This is a genomic window from Floridaenema flaviceps BLCC-F50 (assembly GCF_041929275.2).
Classification (GTDB): Bacteria; Cyanobacteriota; Cyanobacteriia; order Cyanobacteriales; family Aerosakkonemataceae; genus Floridanema; species Floridanema flaviceps.
On sequence record NZ_JBHFNR020000003.1, the window covers coordinates 467,501 to 484,489 of the forward strand.

Annotated in this window: 9 protein-coding genes (1 of these 9 running past the window's edge); 3 read left to right on the forward strand and 6 right to left on the reverse strand. The window is 40.0% G+C overall.

Going from position 1 to position 16,989, the window contains the following annotated elements:
* Both ACE1CI_RS31270 and ACE1CI_RS31275 read left to right on the forward strand, forming a co-directional pair.
* Positions 1–1,032, forward strand: the 3' portion of a protein-coding gene (locus tag ACE1CI_RS31270; RefSeq protein WP_413264985.1) for a hypothetical protein. It extends 828 nt beyond the left edge of the window; 1,032 of the gene's 1,860 nt are visible here — the last part of the coding sequence; its start codon lies beyond the left edge, outside the window; its stop codon occupies positions 1,030–1,032.
* A gap of 103 nt (positions 1,033–1,135) precedes the next feature.
* Positions 1,136–4,888: a hydantoinase B/oxoprolinase family protein gene (locus ACE1CI_RS31275; protein WP_413264984.1), complete on the forward strand. Its 3,753-nt coding sequence runs from the start codon at positions 1,136–1,138 to the stop codon at positions 4,886–4,888.
* A 45-nt stretch (positions 4,889–4,933) separates the two neighbouring features.
* Here the strand turns inward: ACE1CI_RS31275 and ACE1CI_RS31280 are convergent, their stop codons facing one another.
* From ACE1CI_RS31280 to ACE1CI_RS31300, 5 genes are all read right to left on the reverse strand, one after another.
* Positions 4,934–6,388, reverse strand: coding sequence for a mechanosensitive ion channel domain-containing protein (locus ACE1CI_RS31280; RefSeq protein ID WP_413264983.1), 1,455 nt, complete (start codon positions 6,386–6,388; stop codon positions 4,934–4,936).
* A 151-nt stretch (positions 6,389–6,539) separates the two neighbouring features.
* Complete coding sequence (locus ACE1CI_RS31285) at positions 6,540–8,633, reverse strand: adenylate/guanylate cyclase domain-containing protein (protein ID WP_496615948.1); 2,094 nt, start codon at positions 8,631–8,633, stop codon at positions 6,540–6,542.
* A gap of 257 nt (positions 8,634–8,890) precedes the next feature.
* Positions 8,891–10,840 carry an ATP-binding response regulator gene (locus ACE1CI_RS31290; protein ID WP_413264981.1) on the reverse strand — a complete coding sequence of 650 codons (1,950 nt, stop codon included), beginning with the start codon at positions 10,838–10,840 and terminating at the stop codon, positions 8,891–8,893.
* On the reverse strand, positions 10,837–13,515 hold the full coding sequence (locus ACE1CI_RS31295; RefSeq protein ID WP_413264980.1) for an ATP-binding protein: 2,679 nt from the start codon (positions 13,513–13,515) through the stop codon (positions 10,837–10,839). Before ACE1CI_RS31295 ends, ACE1CI_RS31290 begins: the two co-directional genes overlap by 4 nt.
* Complete coding sequence (locus ACE1CI_RS31300) at positions 13,500–14,306, reverse strand: alpha/beta fold hydrolase (RefSeq protein WP_413264979.1); 807 nt, start codon at positions 14,304–14,306, stop codon at positions 13,500–13,502. Before ACE1CI_RS31300 ends, ACE1CI_RS31295 begins: the two co-directional genes overlap by 16 nt.
* A 433-nt stretch (positions 14,307–14,739) precedes the next feature.
* Here ACE1CI_RS31300 and ACE1CI_RS31305 point away from each other — a divergent pair, with 433 nt between their 5' ends.
* Positions 14,740–15,693: a GDP-mannose 4,6-dehydratase gene (locus tag ACE1CI_RS31305; protein ID WP_413264978.1), complete on the forward strand. Its 954-nt coding sequence runs from the start codon at positions 14,740–14,742 to the stop codon at positions 15,691–15,693.
* Between the two features lie 130 nt (positions 15,694–15,823).
* On the opposite strand, the gene ACE1CI_RS31310 is transcribed toward ACE1CI_RS31305, so the two are convergent.
* Entirely contained in the window at positions 15,824–16,906 is a 1,083-nt protein-coding gene (locus tag ACE1CI_RS31310; protein ID WP_413262619.1) for an aldo/keto reductase, read from the reverse strand.
* Between the last annotated feature and the right edge of the window lie 83 nt (positions 16,907–16,989).

Below are 16,989 nucleotides of genomic sequence, written 5' to 3' on the forward strand. Positions count from 1 at the left end.
TTGTACGATCCATTTAATCAAACAGCAGAAGGTTTGGGAAATTTGGCATTTCAACTAAATTTAGTTGCTGTTCTTGGTCATTACTCAAGTGAAATGACTCAAAAGGCACTAAACTTTTATGCTAAAAAAGGTTTGCTTTTAGTTAATTCTAGTAGTACTTCTGATGAACTTTCTACTTTACCTATAGAACAAAAGTTGTCCTTTTTTAGGTTGACAACTCCAGATAGAATTAATGCGAAATACTTGGTTAACTATTTAAGCAATAATTGTTTAAATGGCAATCCAGCTAAAGTAGCAATTATTTACAACAAAAATAGCAGTTATAGCACTTCTTATAAAATTGCCGTCGAACAGCAGATTGCTGAACACAAAGGTAAGTTTAAGCTTTTACAAGAATGTAGCTGTTTGAGCGAAGATTATTATAAGGTTAGAGATTACATAGCAGAGATAAAGCAACAAAATGTTGATATTATTATTCTGATTCCTGATGGAGGAATAGAACCAAATTCTCTCAATAATACAGCTTCAATTAGTCGGCTTGGTTTGCAGAATTGTTTAATTGCTGGTTCAGCTACATTTTATCAAGAAAATGTTTTGCATTGGCAAGATGGGTTGGTTAATTTTAATCAAAGTCAGATAATCGCTTGTATTCCCTGGCATTGGAATAGTCAAAATAATGGCAGTAATAGTTCTAATTCTTTAGCTGAATATTTTTGTCAGATTGGTACTGAGTTATGGGGAGAGGAAAATTTAACTTGGCGCAGTGCAACAGCTTTTGATTCGGGATTTATTATCCTCAGAGTTTTAGAATTACATCATTTGCAAAACAATCAATTATTAATGAATAGCCAATCTTTGCTTGAGCAAATGGATCGGTATTTCAAAAGAGAGAAAAATGTAGAAATGGGAGTAACGGGAAGAATTGAATTTGCTGAAAATGGCGATCGCATTAACCCCCCAGCAGAAATCGTTTCTGTAAAATGGAACGAACAAAGGCGACGCTGGAAATGGGAACATTTAAAATCAATGTAAAAACTTGACTTGGCTACACTTGTCGCAAAAGTCGCTACAACAGTAGTAGATATTTTCTGAATTCCGTTAGTAAACTGCACCTATCCAATTGAGGAAATGTGTTATGTCAAAGGAAAATATTACTGGACGTTGGCAGTTTTGGATCGATCGCGGTGGCACTTTTACCGATATAGTTGCTCGTAGTCCAGAGGGTGAAATTATCACTCACAAATTACTTTCGGAAAATCCAGAACGCTATGCTGATGCAGCAATTCAGGGGATTCGAGATATTTTAAGAATTGAAAATAATCAACCAATTCCGGCAGCAGAAATCGCGGTTGTTAAGATGGGAACAACTGTGGCTACAAATGCGTTATTGGAGAGAAAAGGCGATCGCACCATCGTCTTAATTACTAAAGGTTTCCGCGATGCTTTGCGAATCGGTTATCAAAATCGTCCCCAAATTTTTGCTCGTCACATTGTACTTCCTGAAATGCTTTATGAGCGAGTCATTGAAGTAGCAGAACGCTACACGGCACAGGGAGAAGAACTGTTACCTGTGCAAATTAATGACGAATTAATTCAGCAATTACAAACAGCATACAATGATGGAATTAGAGGTTGTGCGATCGCTTTTTTACACGGTTATCGCTACCCCAAACATGAACAACAAATTGCTACTTTAGCTCAACAAATCGGCTTTACTCAAATTTCAGTTTCTCACCAAGCTAGCCCTTTAATGAAATTAGTCAGTCGCGGCGATACTACAGTTGTTGATGCTTACCTTTCTCCCATTTTACGCAGGTATGTCGATCGCGTCGCCGCAGAGTTGCAGGCAGGAGAGATGGGGAGATGGGGGGATGGGGAGATGGGGGGACAAGGGGACAAGGGGACAAGGGGACAAGGGGACAAGGGGAATCTGGATAGTTGTTCCTCCCAGTCCCCAGTCCCCAAATTGATGTTCATGCAGTCGAATGGTGGACTTACTGATGCGCGAATGTTTCAGGGGAAGGATAGCATTTTGTCGGGACCTGCTGGGGGGATTGTGGGTGCGGTCAAAACTAGCTCTATGGATGGATTTGATAAAATTATTGGTTTTGATATGGGTGGCACTTCTACGGATGTTTCTCACTTTAAGGGTGAATACGAACGCACATATCAAACCGAAGTTGCAGGGGTAAGATTGCGTGCGCCGATGATGTCGATTCACACGGTTGCAGCTGGGGGCGGCTCAATTTTAGCATTCGATGGTTCCCGTTATCGGGTTGGCCCTGAGTCTGCGGGAGCTTATCCCGGCCCTGCTTGCTATCGTCGGGGGGGGCCATTAACCGTGACTGATTGTAATGTGATGGTGGGTAAATTGCAAGCTCAATTTTTTCCGGCTGTATTTGGTATAGAAGGAAATTTACCTTTAGATGAAAAGATTGTGCGTCAAAAGTTTGCTCAATTAGCAACAGAAATTAGTGAGAAAACGGGAAGTTTTAGTACTCCTGAACAGGTGGCATCGGGATTTTTAGCGATCGCAATTGATAAAATGGCAACCGCAATTAAAAAGATTTCTGTGCAACGGGGTTATGATGTTACTGAATACACGCTTTGTTGCTTTGGTGGTGCAGGGGGACAACACGCTTGTTTAATTGCGGAAGCTTTGGGGATGAAACAAATTTTTATTCATCCTTATGCGGGAGTTTTGTCTGCTTATGGAATTGGTTTGGCGGATTTGCGATCGCTCAAAGAAAAGGCTGTGGAATTACAATTAAATGAAGATGCAATCCCTACATTAACGGAAATTTTAAACAGTTTGAGTGCAGAAAGTCAAGGGGAAATTATTGCCCAAGGAGTCGATAATTCTTCCATTCAAGTTCTGTGTAAAACTCATCTTCGCTACGAAGGCACAGATTCAGCAATCATTGTGGATTTTGGGAATTTAGGAGTCATGCGCGAACAATTTGAACAGGAATATCAACAGCGATATGGCTTTATTATGCCTGATAAAAACCTGATTGTTGAAGCGGTTTCTGTGGAAGCGATCGGACAAACAACCACTCATCAAGAACCGACTCTTCCATCAGATAGAACTACTCCTTTAGAACCTGTAGCTACAGTGCAAATTTACACTAAAGGTAATTGGCATCAAACTCCAGTTTATCGACGGGAAGATTTAGTTCCTGGCGATCGAATTCCCGGCGCAGCTTTAATCATTGAACCAACAGGAACTAACGTAATTGAACCTGGATGGAACGCAGAATTAACCACAAAAAATCACTTAATTCTCAGACAGCAAAAGGGCAGAGGAGACGATCGCTCGAAAATGGAAAATTTCCCAGTCCCCAGTCCCCAATCCCTAGTCCCCGATCCCATTCTTCTGGAAATATTCAACAATTTATTTAGAGCTATTGCTGAAGAAATGGGAATTACTTTGCAAAACACAAGTTACTCGGTGAATATCAAAGAACGGTTGGATTTTTCTTGCGCTATTTTCGATCGCCAAGGTCAATTAGTTGCCAACGCTCCTCACATTCCCGTACACTTAGGTTCCATGAGTGAAAGTGTTCGCAGCCTCATCGAAGCTAAAGGTGATACCCTAAAATCAGGCGATGTTTACATCTCCAACAATCCCTACAATGGAGGCACTCATCTCCCAGATATAACAGCAATTACGCCCGTATTTACGCAAAACTCCGCCATTCCCATATTTTACCTTGCTTCTCGCGGACATCACGCCGATATTGGCGGCATTACTCCCGGTTCTATGCCTCCTCACAGTAAATCAGTTGAAGAAGAAGGTATATTAATCGACAATTTCTTATTAGTTGATGGGGGACATTTTCGGGAAACAGAGTTACTAGAACTTCTGACATCCGGCAGTTATCCAGTCCGTAATTCCCAACAAAATATTGCTGATTTACAAGCACAAATTGCGGCTAATGAACGGGGTGCGAAAGAATTGCTTCGCATGGTGAATCATTATGGTTTGGAAACTGTGCAAGCTTATATGCAGCACGTTCAAAATAATGCTGAAGAATCGGTAAGACGAGCGATCGATGTTTTAAAAGATGGCAGTTTCACATATCAAATGGATGATGGTTGTGAGATTGTGGTTCAGGTTTCTATTAATCATGAAAAGCGATCGGCTAAAATTGACTTTACCGGAACTTCACCGCAACAATCAACGAACTTAAATGCACCATTAGCAATTTGTAAAGCTGCGGTTCTTTATGTTTTCCGCACCTTAGTTGAAGATGACATTCCTTTAAATGCTGGATGTCTTAAACCTTTAGAAATTGTTGTTCCTGAAGGGTGTATGTTAAATCCTTGTTATCCTGCCGCAGTTGTAGCAGGTAATGTGGAGACTTCACAAGCGATCGCAAATGCCCTTTATGGTGCTCTTGGTGTGATGGCAGCTTCTCAAGGAACAATGAACAATTTTACTTTTGGCAATCAACAATATCAATATTATGAAACAATTTGCGGAGGTTCTGGTGCGGGAATTGATTTTGATGGAACTGATGCTGTGCAAACTCAGATGACTAACTCGCGTCTCACCGATCCAGAAGTTTTAGAATGGCGTTTTCCCGTTTTAGTAGAAGAGTTTTCTATTCGTCCTCACAGTGGAGGAAAAGGAAGATTTCATGGCGGAAATGGTGTGATTCGTCGCATTCGTTTTCGGGAAACAATGACCGCTGCTATTTTATCAGGTCATCGAATAATCCCGCCTTTTGGGTTAGAAGGTGGGGAATCAGGTGCAGTCGGGCGTAATTATGTTGAGCGCGATCGAGGTAACATTGAATCCTTAGAAAGTAAAGCCGAAATTCTCATTCATCCTGGTGATATTTTTGCTATTGAAACACCTGGAGGTGGCGGATTTGGTCGTTAATGCCTCGACTTCAGATCCCCGACTTCTTCAAGAAGTCGGGGATCTTTAGCTGCTGGATTGTTTTACTACTTGAATTGCCCTTCTACGAATTTCGAGAATTTGACCAATTTCACGGGCAAAACTGGGTTGGCGTTCTATCATTTGGTTGACTATAGTTGCAGAAATAATCATTACTTCGAGATCGTTGACAGCAGTTACCGAAACGGCGCTTGGTTCACCGGAAAAAAGTGCCATTTCTCCAAAAAATTCTCCTGCTTTTAATGGTAATACTTCATGTTCTGTTCCCCATTCATCTGTCGTTGTTAATAATGCTTTTCCTGAAATAATGATATATAAATCGTTGACTGGGTAACCTTGTTGAACTACTTTTTCTCCAGCTCCAAAGTGGTGTAATACTATTCCTTGAGAGAGGTTATCTAGGTTTGCTTGTTCTTTGTTAAGCGGTACAAAGGCGGGGATAGATTGCAGACTTTCAGCGAATTTTTTGGTGCCTTGCGATCGCGAAGTTGGCCCGTGAAAATGATACAAAGTCCGAATAGGGAAGGGAATGGTGAGATTGCTTCTTTGTGCTGCGTACCAGATTCTTGTCATAAAGCGATCGCGAATTTCCTCCAACTCGCTATAATTTTCAATAAAAAATTTCACTTCATAAGTTACACTGGAATCATCGTAGGAAACAGTAAAAATCTGCGGTTCTGGATCGCTAATAATGCCTTGAGTTGATAATGCTGTGCTTTTTAAAACTTGCTTGGCTAAATTAGGCGGATCGCTATAAGAAAAGCCGATTTTAATGCGTTCTGCGTGAAGATATAAAGGCTGGCTAAAATTACGAATGGTTTCTCCGCTAATTACTTTATGGGGAATGACAATCATTTCGCGATCGAACGTTTGTAACCGCACTGCACGCCAGTTAATATCAATAACTTGTCCAACAATATCTCCGACTTTTAACCAATCTCCAACGGAAAATGGACGTTCAAATAATAGCGCAATGCCTGACATAACGCTACCCAAAGTATCTTGCAGTGCTAAACCAATGACGATCGAACTTACACCCAAAGCGGTAACTAAACCTGCCAAATCTGCATTCCAGACGCTTGCTAGGACGATCGCAGTTCCCAACAAAATTAACAATAACCGGGAAAGATCGACCAATAGTTTAGGAAATCTTGCACGCCAAGTATTAGCTTCTGCTTGTTCAAATAATATGACATTCAGCAAAGAAAGTGCAGCATGAATCACGCAAATCCATAGCAAAGTTTGCACTGCTTTAATTAAATTATCGTTAGGATTCAGCTTGAGAACTTGCTGCATGAATAGCATGAATACTAGAACGGGTAAAATCAAATTCCGCACAACTAGCAAAGTTGCTGCAAGGGGTTTACCACGCCGTTTTAGTCGGTGGATTGCTTCGCCCAGAATTATTATTAAGAAGGGGAAACCGACTACGAGAGCGATCGACCAAACTAATAAAGTACTTTCAATTGTTGTATTATTCATTGCATTGTTCACAAATTTAAATGTCTCAACAGGTTTCTTCTTCTTTCTTCGTGTTCTTCGCGTCTTCGTGGTTCAAAAAAATCTTTGTTTGAACCACGAAGACACGAAGGAAACGAAGGAAAGAGAAAGAGAGCAGTATATTTTAAACTGGTTAATTACCTCCAACTTCAACAGGTGAGAGCGTACTTTTTAATAGCCACGCATTCAATTTTGATTTACCATTTGTTTCCATGTTAGTCATTTGTTCAAACTGATAAAGGTCTTGCGACCGACGATAAACTGTTTGAGAAACTAGAATTCCGCCTGGTGGACAAACATTTTTCAATTCAGCAGCAACATTAATTGTACTGCCCCAAACGTCGTAAATACAGCGATTTCGACCGACAATTCCGGCAATGATATCGCCAGAATTGATGCCAATTTGAATGTTGAGTTGTACTCCTCGTTCATGATTAAATCGCCGCACAATCATTAGCATTTCTAGTGCTACATCAATGGTTCGTTTGTCGTGATCGAGATAGGGAATGGAAAGTCCACAAACCGCTAGATAACTATCGCCAATTGTTTTGATTTTTTCTACGCCATAGCGATCGGCAGTTTCATCAAATGCCGTAACTAAATCATTTAAAATTGCTACAGATTCAGATGCGCTTAAGCTGCTTGATAGTTTAGAAAATCCGGTTAAATCTGAGAACAAAACGGCAACATTTGCTACATCTTCCGCAATTTCTTTTTCTCCCCGTTGAAAACGTTTCGCTACCGAAGTTGGGAAAATACTTAAAAGTAGTTGTTCGTTTTCCCGATTTTTTTGTTCTACTAAATTAGTTTGAGTGCGAAGACTTTGCACAATTTCATTGACAGAGTTTGCTAATTCACCAAATTCATCTTCGGTTTCTAAAGGAGTAATCGCATCAAGTTTTCCCAATGCTACTTGGCGCGTACTATTAATAAGTTGATTAATCGGTTTCACAAATAAATTAGCTAATGCCATCGCTAACAATGTCACCAATAGCATCAGTAAGGTTGCTGAAATTAAAATTTGATATCGGAAGGAATAAATGGGAGAGTATGCTTCCGAAAGATCCATTTCGGAAAGGATTACCCAATCTAATCCATCGATGCGAAGTGGTGCATAAGAACTGAGAACTGGAATATTTCGATAATCTTTAATAATCCTCGTTCCTTGCTTTCCAGTTAAGGCATCTGCAACGGCTGCTGTTCGCACATACTGTTGTAAAATCGAAGTTTGATATTGGTTAATTCGATCGATCTCTGCCTCACTGACTCCTAGCGATCGCAAATTCTTAGCATAACCTTGAGGATCTTGTACTAAAAACCGAGAAACCGATCGCATTAGCGCATCTCGCCCTACTAAATAAGTTTCTCCCGTGTTGCCTAAACCATCTCTTTCCCAGTTACGATTACCTGTCATTACATTATTAATTTCATTAACGGGAAGCTGAAATGCTAACACTCCAATCAGTTCAGATTGATTATAAATTGGTGCAGCAATAAACGCCGCAGGTGCCCCATAAGAAGGAGAATAAGGTGCAAAATCTACAATTTTGGTATAGTCTCTAGCTTTCGATTCTCGCACCATTTGGTAAAGCTTTGCCAAGTTAGTATTTTGGTAAGCATCCTTCTGCAAATTTGTGGCAAAGTCGGTTTCTTTAAAGACAGTATAAACGATCGTTCCCTGTGGATCGATCAGAAACATATCGTAATAGCCAAATTTCTGAATAATTTTGCGAAAAATTGGATGATAGCGGGCATGAATTTTGCTATATTCGCTATTATCTTGCGGGTTATTTAAAGAATCTTTTTTTCCCACTGAATTGGGATTAGTGGCAATATAATGATATTGTAGATAGCGGGAAGCGATCGACTTTGGCAAATAAGATTCTAAAATTGGTGAACCTTCATCTACCTTAGTCAAACGAGTCAGAAATTCATCACGATAGTAAGCTGTCAATTTCCCCTCAAAAGTTGACGGTACATCGGCATTTTGAAGTTGATTATAAGCAGCAGTAAATTCCTGCATCGCAGCGATTATAGCCGGATTTTCGCTCAAAGTTTGGGTATGATTGCCAATGTTTTGGAAATAAGATTCGATCTGGTATGCCTTAGAAGTACGAACGCTGGTAAGCTGATTAAAAACTCGGTTTGTCAGGTTAAGTTGCCCACTGCGATATCCCAGATAAGCAGTAACTAAAATCGAACAACTGCTGACACCTAGCAGCATCATAATTAGTTTGGATTTTATACTTAGAGAAGTTAGCGATCGCATAAATTAAAGTACAGCTTGCTTCCAAGCCACAGAAATAGCTCTATGTACCATAAGATACAATAAACCACAATATTGTAGTCAGCGAACATAAACAAGGTTTGCTATGATTTAAACATATTATTATTGCCAATTTTGACGAGAAAAATATGATTAGATCCCCGACTTCTTCAAGAAGTCGGGGATCTGAAAGGGGATCTGAAATGATCTGAGAGGATTTAGAGCACCTGATTTAGGGTAATCAATAAATCTTTAGCTGTAAAGGGTTTAGTTAAGAAAGCGTGAACATCTACTCCGGTTAATTCGGACAATTTATCACCTGTAACTAACCCACTAATTGCGACAATTTTCACCTTGGGATTAATTGCTTTAAGAGTACGAATTGCCATTGAACCATCCATTGTCGGCATCATCATATCTATAATTACTAAATTAATATCTTCAGGATGCTGCATATAAAGAGAAATTGCTTCCACACCATTAGTCGCAGTTAATGTTTGATAACCATAAGTTTCTAATGACTTTTCGATAATTTCTCGAATTGCTGCTTCATCGTCCACAATTAAAATAGTTTCTCCATTTCCTGCCGGAAATTCTAAATTTTCCTCTGTTGTTGTCGCTGAAGGAACGATCGCAGGCAAAAATACTTTAAATTCTGTGCCTTGATTAATTGTACTAGAAACTGTGATAAAACCACCGTGACTTTTGACAATTCCGATCGCAGTAGACAACCCTAAACCAGTACCTTTGCCAAACTCTTTTGTCGTAAAGAAAGGTTCAAAAATGCGATCGATTATTTCCGCAGGAATGCCTGTTCCTGTATCGGAAACTGTCACCAAAACATAAGCACCAATCTTAGCATCAATATGTTTTTGGGTATAGGTGGCATCGACAACTAAATTTTGTACATAAAGTTTGAGTAACCCTCCATTTGGCATGGCATCACGCGCATTAACACAAAGATTTACTAACACCTGATGCAATTGAGTTTCGTCGCCAGAAACCGCCCATAACTCTGAGCTAATATTAGTAGAAATGGCGATCGATTTAGGAAAAGTTTCCTCTAGCATTTGTTTGATTTGCTTAATCAAATTTGCCGGGTCAATGAAAGTATGATTTCCCTCCATACCCCGCACAAATAGCATAACTTGCCGAATTAAATCAGCCCCTCGCTTAGTATTACTTTCTAACAGTTCCAACCATTGTTGACTTTGTTTATCTTGATGTTTCATGGCTAATAATTGCACTGAAATTAGAATTGGAGTCAGTACATTATTTAAATCATGAGCAATTCCACTAGCTAAAGTTCCTAAACTTTCCATCCTTTGCGATCGCAAAAGTTGTCTTTCTAACTGTTTGCGCTCAGTCACATCTTGAATTAAAACATAAGTTCCCACGACTTCATCGCCATTTTTATCAGGCACATAAGTCACTTCCAGATTGTGTAAACTACCTTCATTAAAGAGATGATTTTCAAATGTAACCGATTGCCCAGAAAGAGCTTGATTTAACTTAGGTGAAATGTCTTGATACACAACATCACCAAGTAACTCTTTTATATGCCGATTTTCAATCTTTTCTCTGGGCAAATTGTACCATTCTTCATAACCTCGATTCACGAACCGATAGTAGTGATTGCGGTCAATATAGGAAATCAGAACAGGCAAAGAATCAGTTATTAAACGTAGTTGTGCTTCTCGCTGACGCAGTGCTGTTTCTACCTGAATGCGTTCCTGAATTTGTTTTTCTAACTGAATATTCTGCTCTTGAATTTGTCGATTTAGATTTCGTAAATTGAGATGTAATTGAATTCGTGCCAACACTTCTTCATGTTGAAAGGGTTTAGTAATATAATCAACCGCCCCTAATTGCAACCCCTTCACTTTATCAACTGTGTCGGAAAGGGCACTCATGAAAATAATCGGAATATCTTGAGTTGTTTTGTTTGCTTTCAAAGCTTGGCAGGTTGCAAATCCATCCATATCAGGCATTAAAATATCTAATAAAATTAAGTCAGGAGGAGAATATTCTACTTTCTGAATTGCGCTTTTACCTCCTTGAGCAACTAATACTTTAAATCCAGCATCCCGCAAAAAATCAAACAAAACATTTAAGTTTGCTGGAGTGTCATCAACAATTAAAATAGTAGCTGGCTTAGTAATACTCATAACTGTTCTCTGTAGTGGCGAATTAATTCTAAAAGTTGCTGTTCTTCAAATGCTTTAGCAAGCTGTTGCACTTGAGTAGTGAAGGGAATCCAGCGATCGTCAGTTTGCTCTAGTTGAGTTAAGTATTCTATAATTCCTTGTAAATCGCCCTGCATTGCTAAATCGAGAAGAACATCAAGCTCAGATTTGGCTGCAAGTTGGGCAAGATTTTTACTAATCGAAGAAATGGCAAAATCGCTGTTTTTTATTTCCTCTTCTCTATTTGCTATTTCCGGTTCTTTTTCTTCATAAATCCACTCCAGATCGAGATAATTTTGGATATCTTCTAATAAATCTTTTTCTCGCACAGGTTTAGGTAAAAAACTATCATAACCAGCTTGACGACTTGTTTCTCGATCGAAGTCTAATATACTCGCAGAAACTGCAATTACTGTAATATTTTTCAGGGTGGGAGATTTTCGTAAACGGCGAATTGCTTCAAATCCATCCATTAAAGGCATAACCAAATCCATTAAAATTAAATCAGGCTGAAATTGAGCCGCTTTATTTAGTCCATCTTGTCCGTCAACTGCTTCCATAAGCTGGAATCCTAAAGGTTTTAACAAGTCAACCAGTACTGCACGATTTTCCCATTGGTTATCGACTACGAGGACTTTTTTGCGATCGCCCTTATACCCAACAATACTAGGTTTAATCAATGGCAACATCTCACTTTGGTTAGTTGTTTCTGGTAAAGTTAGATCGAACCAAAAACAGCTACCTTTTCCTAATTCACTTTGCAAATAAATTTCACTACCCATTAATCTCACCAATTGACGGGTAATAGCTAATCCTAAACCTGTTCCTTCAATCTGTTGTGAGTTTTCTCCTACTTGCTGAAAAGGCAAGAAAATTGCTTCCCTTTGTTCCTCAGCAATGCCAATTCCCGTATCTGCAACTTGAAATCGAATTGTCAAAGATTCTAGTTGTCGAGCGACAATACTAACTCTAAATTTTACCTGTCCTTGTTCAGTAAATTTAATCGCATTACTTAACAAGTTCAACAATATTTGACGCAAGCGTTTTTCATCAGCATGAATATATTTTGGGAGAGGTGCAACGGGTTCATAAACAAACGCAATTCCCTGACGAACCCGAACTTTAAACATTTGCACTAAGTTTTCGATAAAGGCGATGAACTGAAAAATGTTCGGGTGCAATTCCATCTTTCTCGCTTCAATTTTAGAAAGGTCTAAAACATCATTGATTAAAGTTAACAAATGTTCGCCACTTTGATGAATAATCTCTAAACCTTTTTGTTGTTGTTTTGTTAAACCGGTGTTTTTTTTCAGAATTTGTGTATAACCAAGAATGGCATTTAAAGGAGTGCGAAGTTCATGACTCATGCTGGCTAAAAATTCGCTTTTAGCGCGGTTAGCTGATTCTGCCATTTCCTTGGCTTGCTGGGTGGCGACTTCGGCTAATTTGCGTTCGGTAATGTCATCAAATACCCAAAGACGACCGGGAACATCTCGTAAATAAATTGGTGTGCTAGAAAGGCTTAATACTTGTGTTTGTGGCTGACTAAAAAACCACTGCCAATCACGGATTTCAATTTCAGGATTAGTAAAAAGACTAATAGCTTGTTTGGCAATATCTTGTTGATTATCTGCTTTGAGTCGGAGAGTTGTCATTGCTTGCGCGATCGCCAAAGGTTCCACTGCACCTTGAGGAAGTCCTAATTGCATTGCTGCGGTGTGATTCAACCAACCTTGTTCGCCACTTTCATCAACAAAAACCACACCTTGAGGAATAGTTTCTAAAATTGCCCGCAATCTAGCTTGAATTTTATCTAATCGCAAGTTCATATCTTGAAACCGCAGTAAATTTCTCAATCCACCTAACAAAGATTGGAGAAACTGTTGTAAATTAGGAGAAAAATTTACTTCTTCATACCAAAAAAGGACGATCGCACCACCCATTCGATCGCCTTCCTGCAAAGGCAAAACCGCTACAGATTGCACTCCTTTTGCGACTAAAACCGTTGCTGGGTTAGGAATTGCCGGATAATTAGAATAATAAACACATTGTTTTTTGGCGATCGCTTCCGCAAATAAATCTGGCTTAGTTAATCGATCGGGAAGTGCATTAATGGGTAAACGAACTAAGGCTTCTGCTGTCACTTCATCTAATTGACGGAGGACAATTGCGCCATCAGCACAAACGAATTTTTTTAAAGTAATTAAAGCCTTAGCGATCGTTTGTTCGGGACTAGTTGCTGTTTCATCTTCGGTAAGAGTTGCTAATGTTGTTTGCGCTGCCGATCGCCATTCCTGCTGTACCAAACTCCGCCGTACTAAAGGACTTAGCAAAGCAACTATTGCCAAAACAATTAGTTGACGACTTACTAATTCATCGCCATTGAATAACAGTAATACTGACCAAATGCCGAGAAAAATAAGCATAATTGCTCTGGATGGCGATCGGAATATACAATAAGTAAATAAAAGCGGCGCAATCCAAATTAATGGAGGACAACCGCCGAATATTTCCAAAATTGATAAAACGCTTGCACCTCCCAATAAAAAAGGTTCAAACGTTGGTAATCTTTCTGGATGACAAGCTGGGATAGATGTAAATTTGTCATCTTTTTGGAAAAACTTTAAGCTTAAATTTTGACTCAAGCTGCTAAACATTCTGCAATAGTATTTGTCACAACTTCAGGCGCACTAATATGGGGAAGATGTCCCCGAGCATTAATATTAATTAATTTAGATTTTGGCAAGTTCTTTGCCAAATATTCCCCAACCACTAAAGGAACTGCAATATCGTTGTTAGACTGAAGAATCACCGCAGGAACTTTCAATTTTGGTAGTTCCGATCGGTGATCTGATTGAAAAATTACTCTCGCGACTGCTTGAGCAATATCTGGACGAATAGCGGCTAGGGTGTTGGCAAATTCGATCGCCAATTCCGGTTTTTCGGGGTTTGCCATTGCGATCGGAGCAAAACCACTAACCCAGGCATAATAGTTAGTAGACATAGCCGCATAAAGTGCATCCAAATCAGACTGTTCAAATCCCCCAATGTAATTATTAGCAGGATCGTTCACATAACGAGGAGAAGCACTCAAGAAAATTAACTTCTTAAAGCGACTTGGATCGACTAAAGCAGCCAATAAACTCACCATTCCACTCACAGAATGACCGACTAAAATCACCTGGGAAAGTTTCAATTCTGCACACAATTCTAACAAATCTTCAGCATAGCTATACAAAGAACTATATCTACGTGGACTGTAAGCCGACATATCCGATTTTCCGGCTCCTACATGATCGAACAAAACTATTTTATAAGATGACTGAAAAGCTGCAACTTGATGCCGCCAAGCCGTTTGATCCGAGCCAAAACCATGTGCAAAAACTAGAGTTTGCTCCCCTTGACCCAAGGTAACAACATTATTTCGCTGGAAAATGCTATTTAACATAAATTCTTAATTTCATTAATGAGATTTATTAAGTAATTAATCAAATTCAGTTAAAAATATTATTTTTGTTTAAGTTTAATATAACACTATATTTATAAAGGAGTTGGGCAATTTTACAAAAATCAACTCAAATAGTTTGCTTTTAGAAGAGTGGGAAGCCTCAAAAAATTGCCAATTGGGACAGAAAAGTAGTAATATTTTGACAGAAACAGCAATTTGGCGGAAGCCATAAATAACTCAAGTTGCTAGTTACAAGTCTGCCTCTTTCTTAGCCCCCCTTGTTAAGGGGGGTTGGGGGGATCTAAACGTAGTAATCACAGCCGAAGATCCCCCCTAACCCCCCTTACTCAAGGGGGGAACTCCGAAAGAATTAATAACTAGCAACTTGCGTTAAATATTGTCTTCCATAATTTCAAGTGAAACCTTATAAAAAATGAAAACAGCATTAATTTGTGGTATTTCTGGGCAAGATGGAGCATATTTAGCTCAACTACTTTTAAACAAAGGATACAATGTTTGGGGAACATCAAGAGATGCCCAAGTATCAAATTTTGATAATTTAGCGCGGTTAAAAATTCGGGATTCAGTCAAGCTGGAATCGATGGCTTTGAGTGACTTTCGTAGCGTTTTACAAGTAATTAATAAAGCTAAACCTGATGAAATTTATAACTTAGCTGGACAAACATCTGTAGGTTTATCTTTTGAGCAACCTGTAGAGACAATGGAAAGCGTTACTTTGGGTACTTTAAATTTATTAGAAGCGATCCGATTTACCGGATCGAAAATCAAATTTTATAATGCAGGTTCGAGCGAATGTTTTGGTGATACAGGCGATCGCGCAGCCGATGAATACACCCCATTTCGTCCCCGCAGTCCCTACGCTGTAGCCAAAGCCGCTGCTTTTTGGGAAGTAGCTAACTATCGAGAAGCTTACGATTTATTTGCTTGTTCTGGGATTCTATTTAATCATGATTCGCCCCTCAGACCTAAGCGTTTTGTTACCCAAAAAATTGTCGCTACTGCTGACCAAATTTCCCAAGGAAAAGCAGAGAAACTTTATCTAGGAGACATATCTATTCAAAGAGACTGGGGTTGGGCACCAGAATATGTAGAAGCAATGTATTTGATGTTGCAGCAAGAACAGGCAGATGATTATGCGATCGCCACAGGAGAAACTAACAAATTAGAAACTTTTGTTGCCGAAGTATTTAGTTATCTTGGTCTAGATTGGCGCGAACATATCACTATTGATACTACACTTTTCCGACCTACAGATATTGCCATTAGTCGCGGAAATCCAGCCAAAGCAAAACAACTACTTGGCTGGGAAGCTAAGTACAAAATGAAAGATATCGCCAGAATGATGGTAGATGCCATTCGCAATTAAAGGGGCACAGGGGCAGGGGAGATGGGGAGATGGGGGGATGGGGAGATGGGGGGATGGGGAGAGATCTAGAACTAGAAACTCCCCCCACCCCCCTACCTCCCCACCCCCCCACCTCTTCCCTGTCCCCACTCTAAACTGATGGATAATATCCCGCTGGTTTGATACCGACGGGTTTATTGCCATGAATCATTGCTTGGTGTCCGGGGGTAAAGAAAGTGTAGGGGAATTGAGATTCTGGGCGACCGATCGCATCGAGTCGATCGCTCAATTCCTTCGGCAATTCAAAGTCTAAAGCTTTCAAATTATCTTCCAATTGTGATAATTTGGTAGCTCCTACAATTACCGAACCAACACCCGGTTGATTAGCAATCCAATTAACAGCAACTTGTGCCATACTATGTCCCAATTCTTTCGCAACTGCTTCTAATTCGGCGACAATTTTCCAATTGCGATCGCTAAATTTTTGAAATGCAGGGTTTTGCGTATCCTTCATCACGTCCAATCTTCCCTCTGCACTTAAAACACCTTCGCTGGGGCGATATTTGCCACTTAGCAACCCACTTGCCAGCGGACTCCACACCATGATTCCCATTCCCAGTTCTAACCCCACTGGAACGAACTCGCGCTCGATGTTGCGTTCTACCAGAGAATATTCTAGTTGCAGTGCGCTGATGGGTTCGTAACCACGCCATTCTGCCAAAGTTTGTGCCCTTGCTGCGTACCAAGCAGGAGTGTCACTCAATCCAATATGACGCACTTTGCCCGATCGCACCAAATCATCCAAGGTTCGCATCACTTCCTCAGCTGGCGTGATTCGATCCCAGGTGTGCAGGAAATAGAGATCGATGTAATCTGTTCCCAGTCGCTTTAACGACCCCTCAACTGCACGTAAAATATTTTTGCGTCCGTTACCGCCTGTATTTGGGTTGCAGGGGTCTGCGTTGTAGGTAAATTTGGTAGCAAGGACGATGCGATCGCGCAAATTCCGTTCTGCAATAAATTTGCCAGTCCAGATTTCGCTAGTACCGTTAGTATACAAATCAGCCGTATCAACAAAATTACCACCTGCATCGACGTAGGTATTAAACAGTTGACGCGCTGTTTCTTCATCCGCACCCCAACCCGATTCTGTTCCAAAGGTCATTGTGCCCAAGGAAAGACGACTGACTCGCAAACCGGAACGTCCTAGAGTGTAATAAGCAGCAAGAGACATGAGTAATACTCCTTATAGCTTGTTGAACATATTGGATGAGATTGCCATTCAGATCTCGGATAAAAAGGAATCTTGAGCCGTGC

Bases quoted from the DNA above. Each gene is read 5' to 3' on its own strand.
- ACE1CI_RS31275 (WP_413264984.1), top strand. From the start codon at position 1,136: ATGTCAAAGGAAAATATTACTGGACGTTGGCAGTTTTGGATCGATCGC.
- ACE1CI_RS31280 (WP_413264983.1), bottom strand. From the start codon at position 6,388: ATGAATAATACAACAATTGAAAGTACTTTATTAGTTTGGTCGATCGCT.
- ACE1CI_RS31285 (WP_496615948.1), bottom strand. From the start codon at position 8,633: ATGATGCTGCTAGGTGTCAGCAGTTGTTCGATTTTAGTTACTGCTTAT.
- ACE1CI_RS31290 (WP_413264981.1), bottom strand. From the start codon at position 10,840: ATGAGTATTACTAAGCCAGCTACTATTTTAATTGTTGATGACACTCCA.
- ACE1CI_RS31295 (WP_413264980.1), bottom strand. From the start codon at position 13,515: ATGTTTAGCAGCTTGAGTCAAAATTTAAGCTTAAAGTTTTTCCAAAAA.
- ACE1CI_RS31300 (WP_413264979.1), bottom strand. From the start codon at position 14,306: ATGTTAAATAGCATTTTCCAGCGAAATAATGTTGTTACCTTGGGTCAA.
- ACE1CI_RS31305 (WP_413264978.1), top strand. From the start codon at position 14,740: ATGAAAACAGCATTAATTTGTGGTATTTCTGGGCAAGATGGAGCATAT.
- ACE1CI_RS31310 (WP_413262619.1), bottom strand. From the start codon at position 16,906: ATGTCTCTTGCTGCTTATTACACTCTAGGACGTTCCGGTTTGCGAGTC.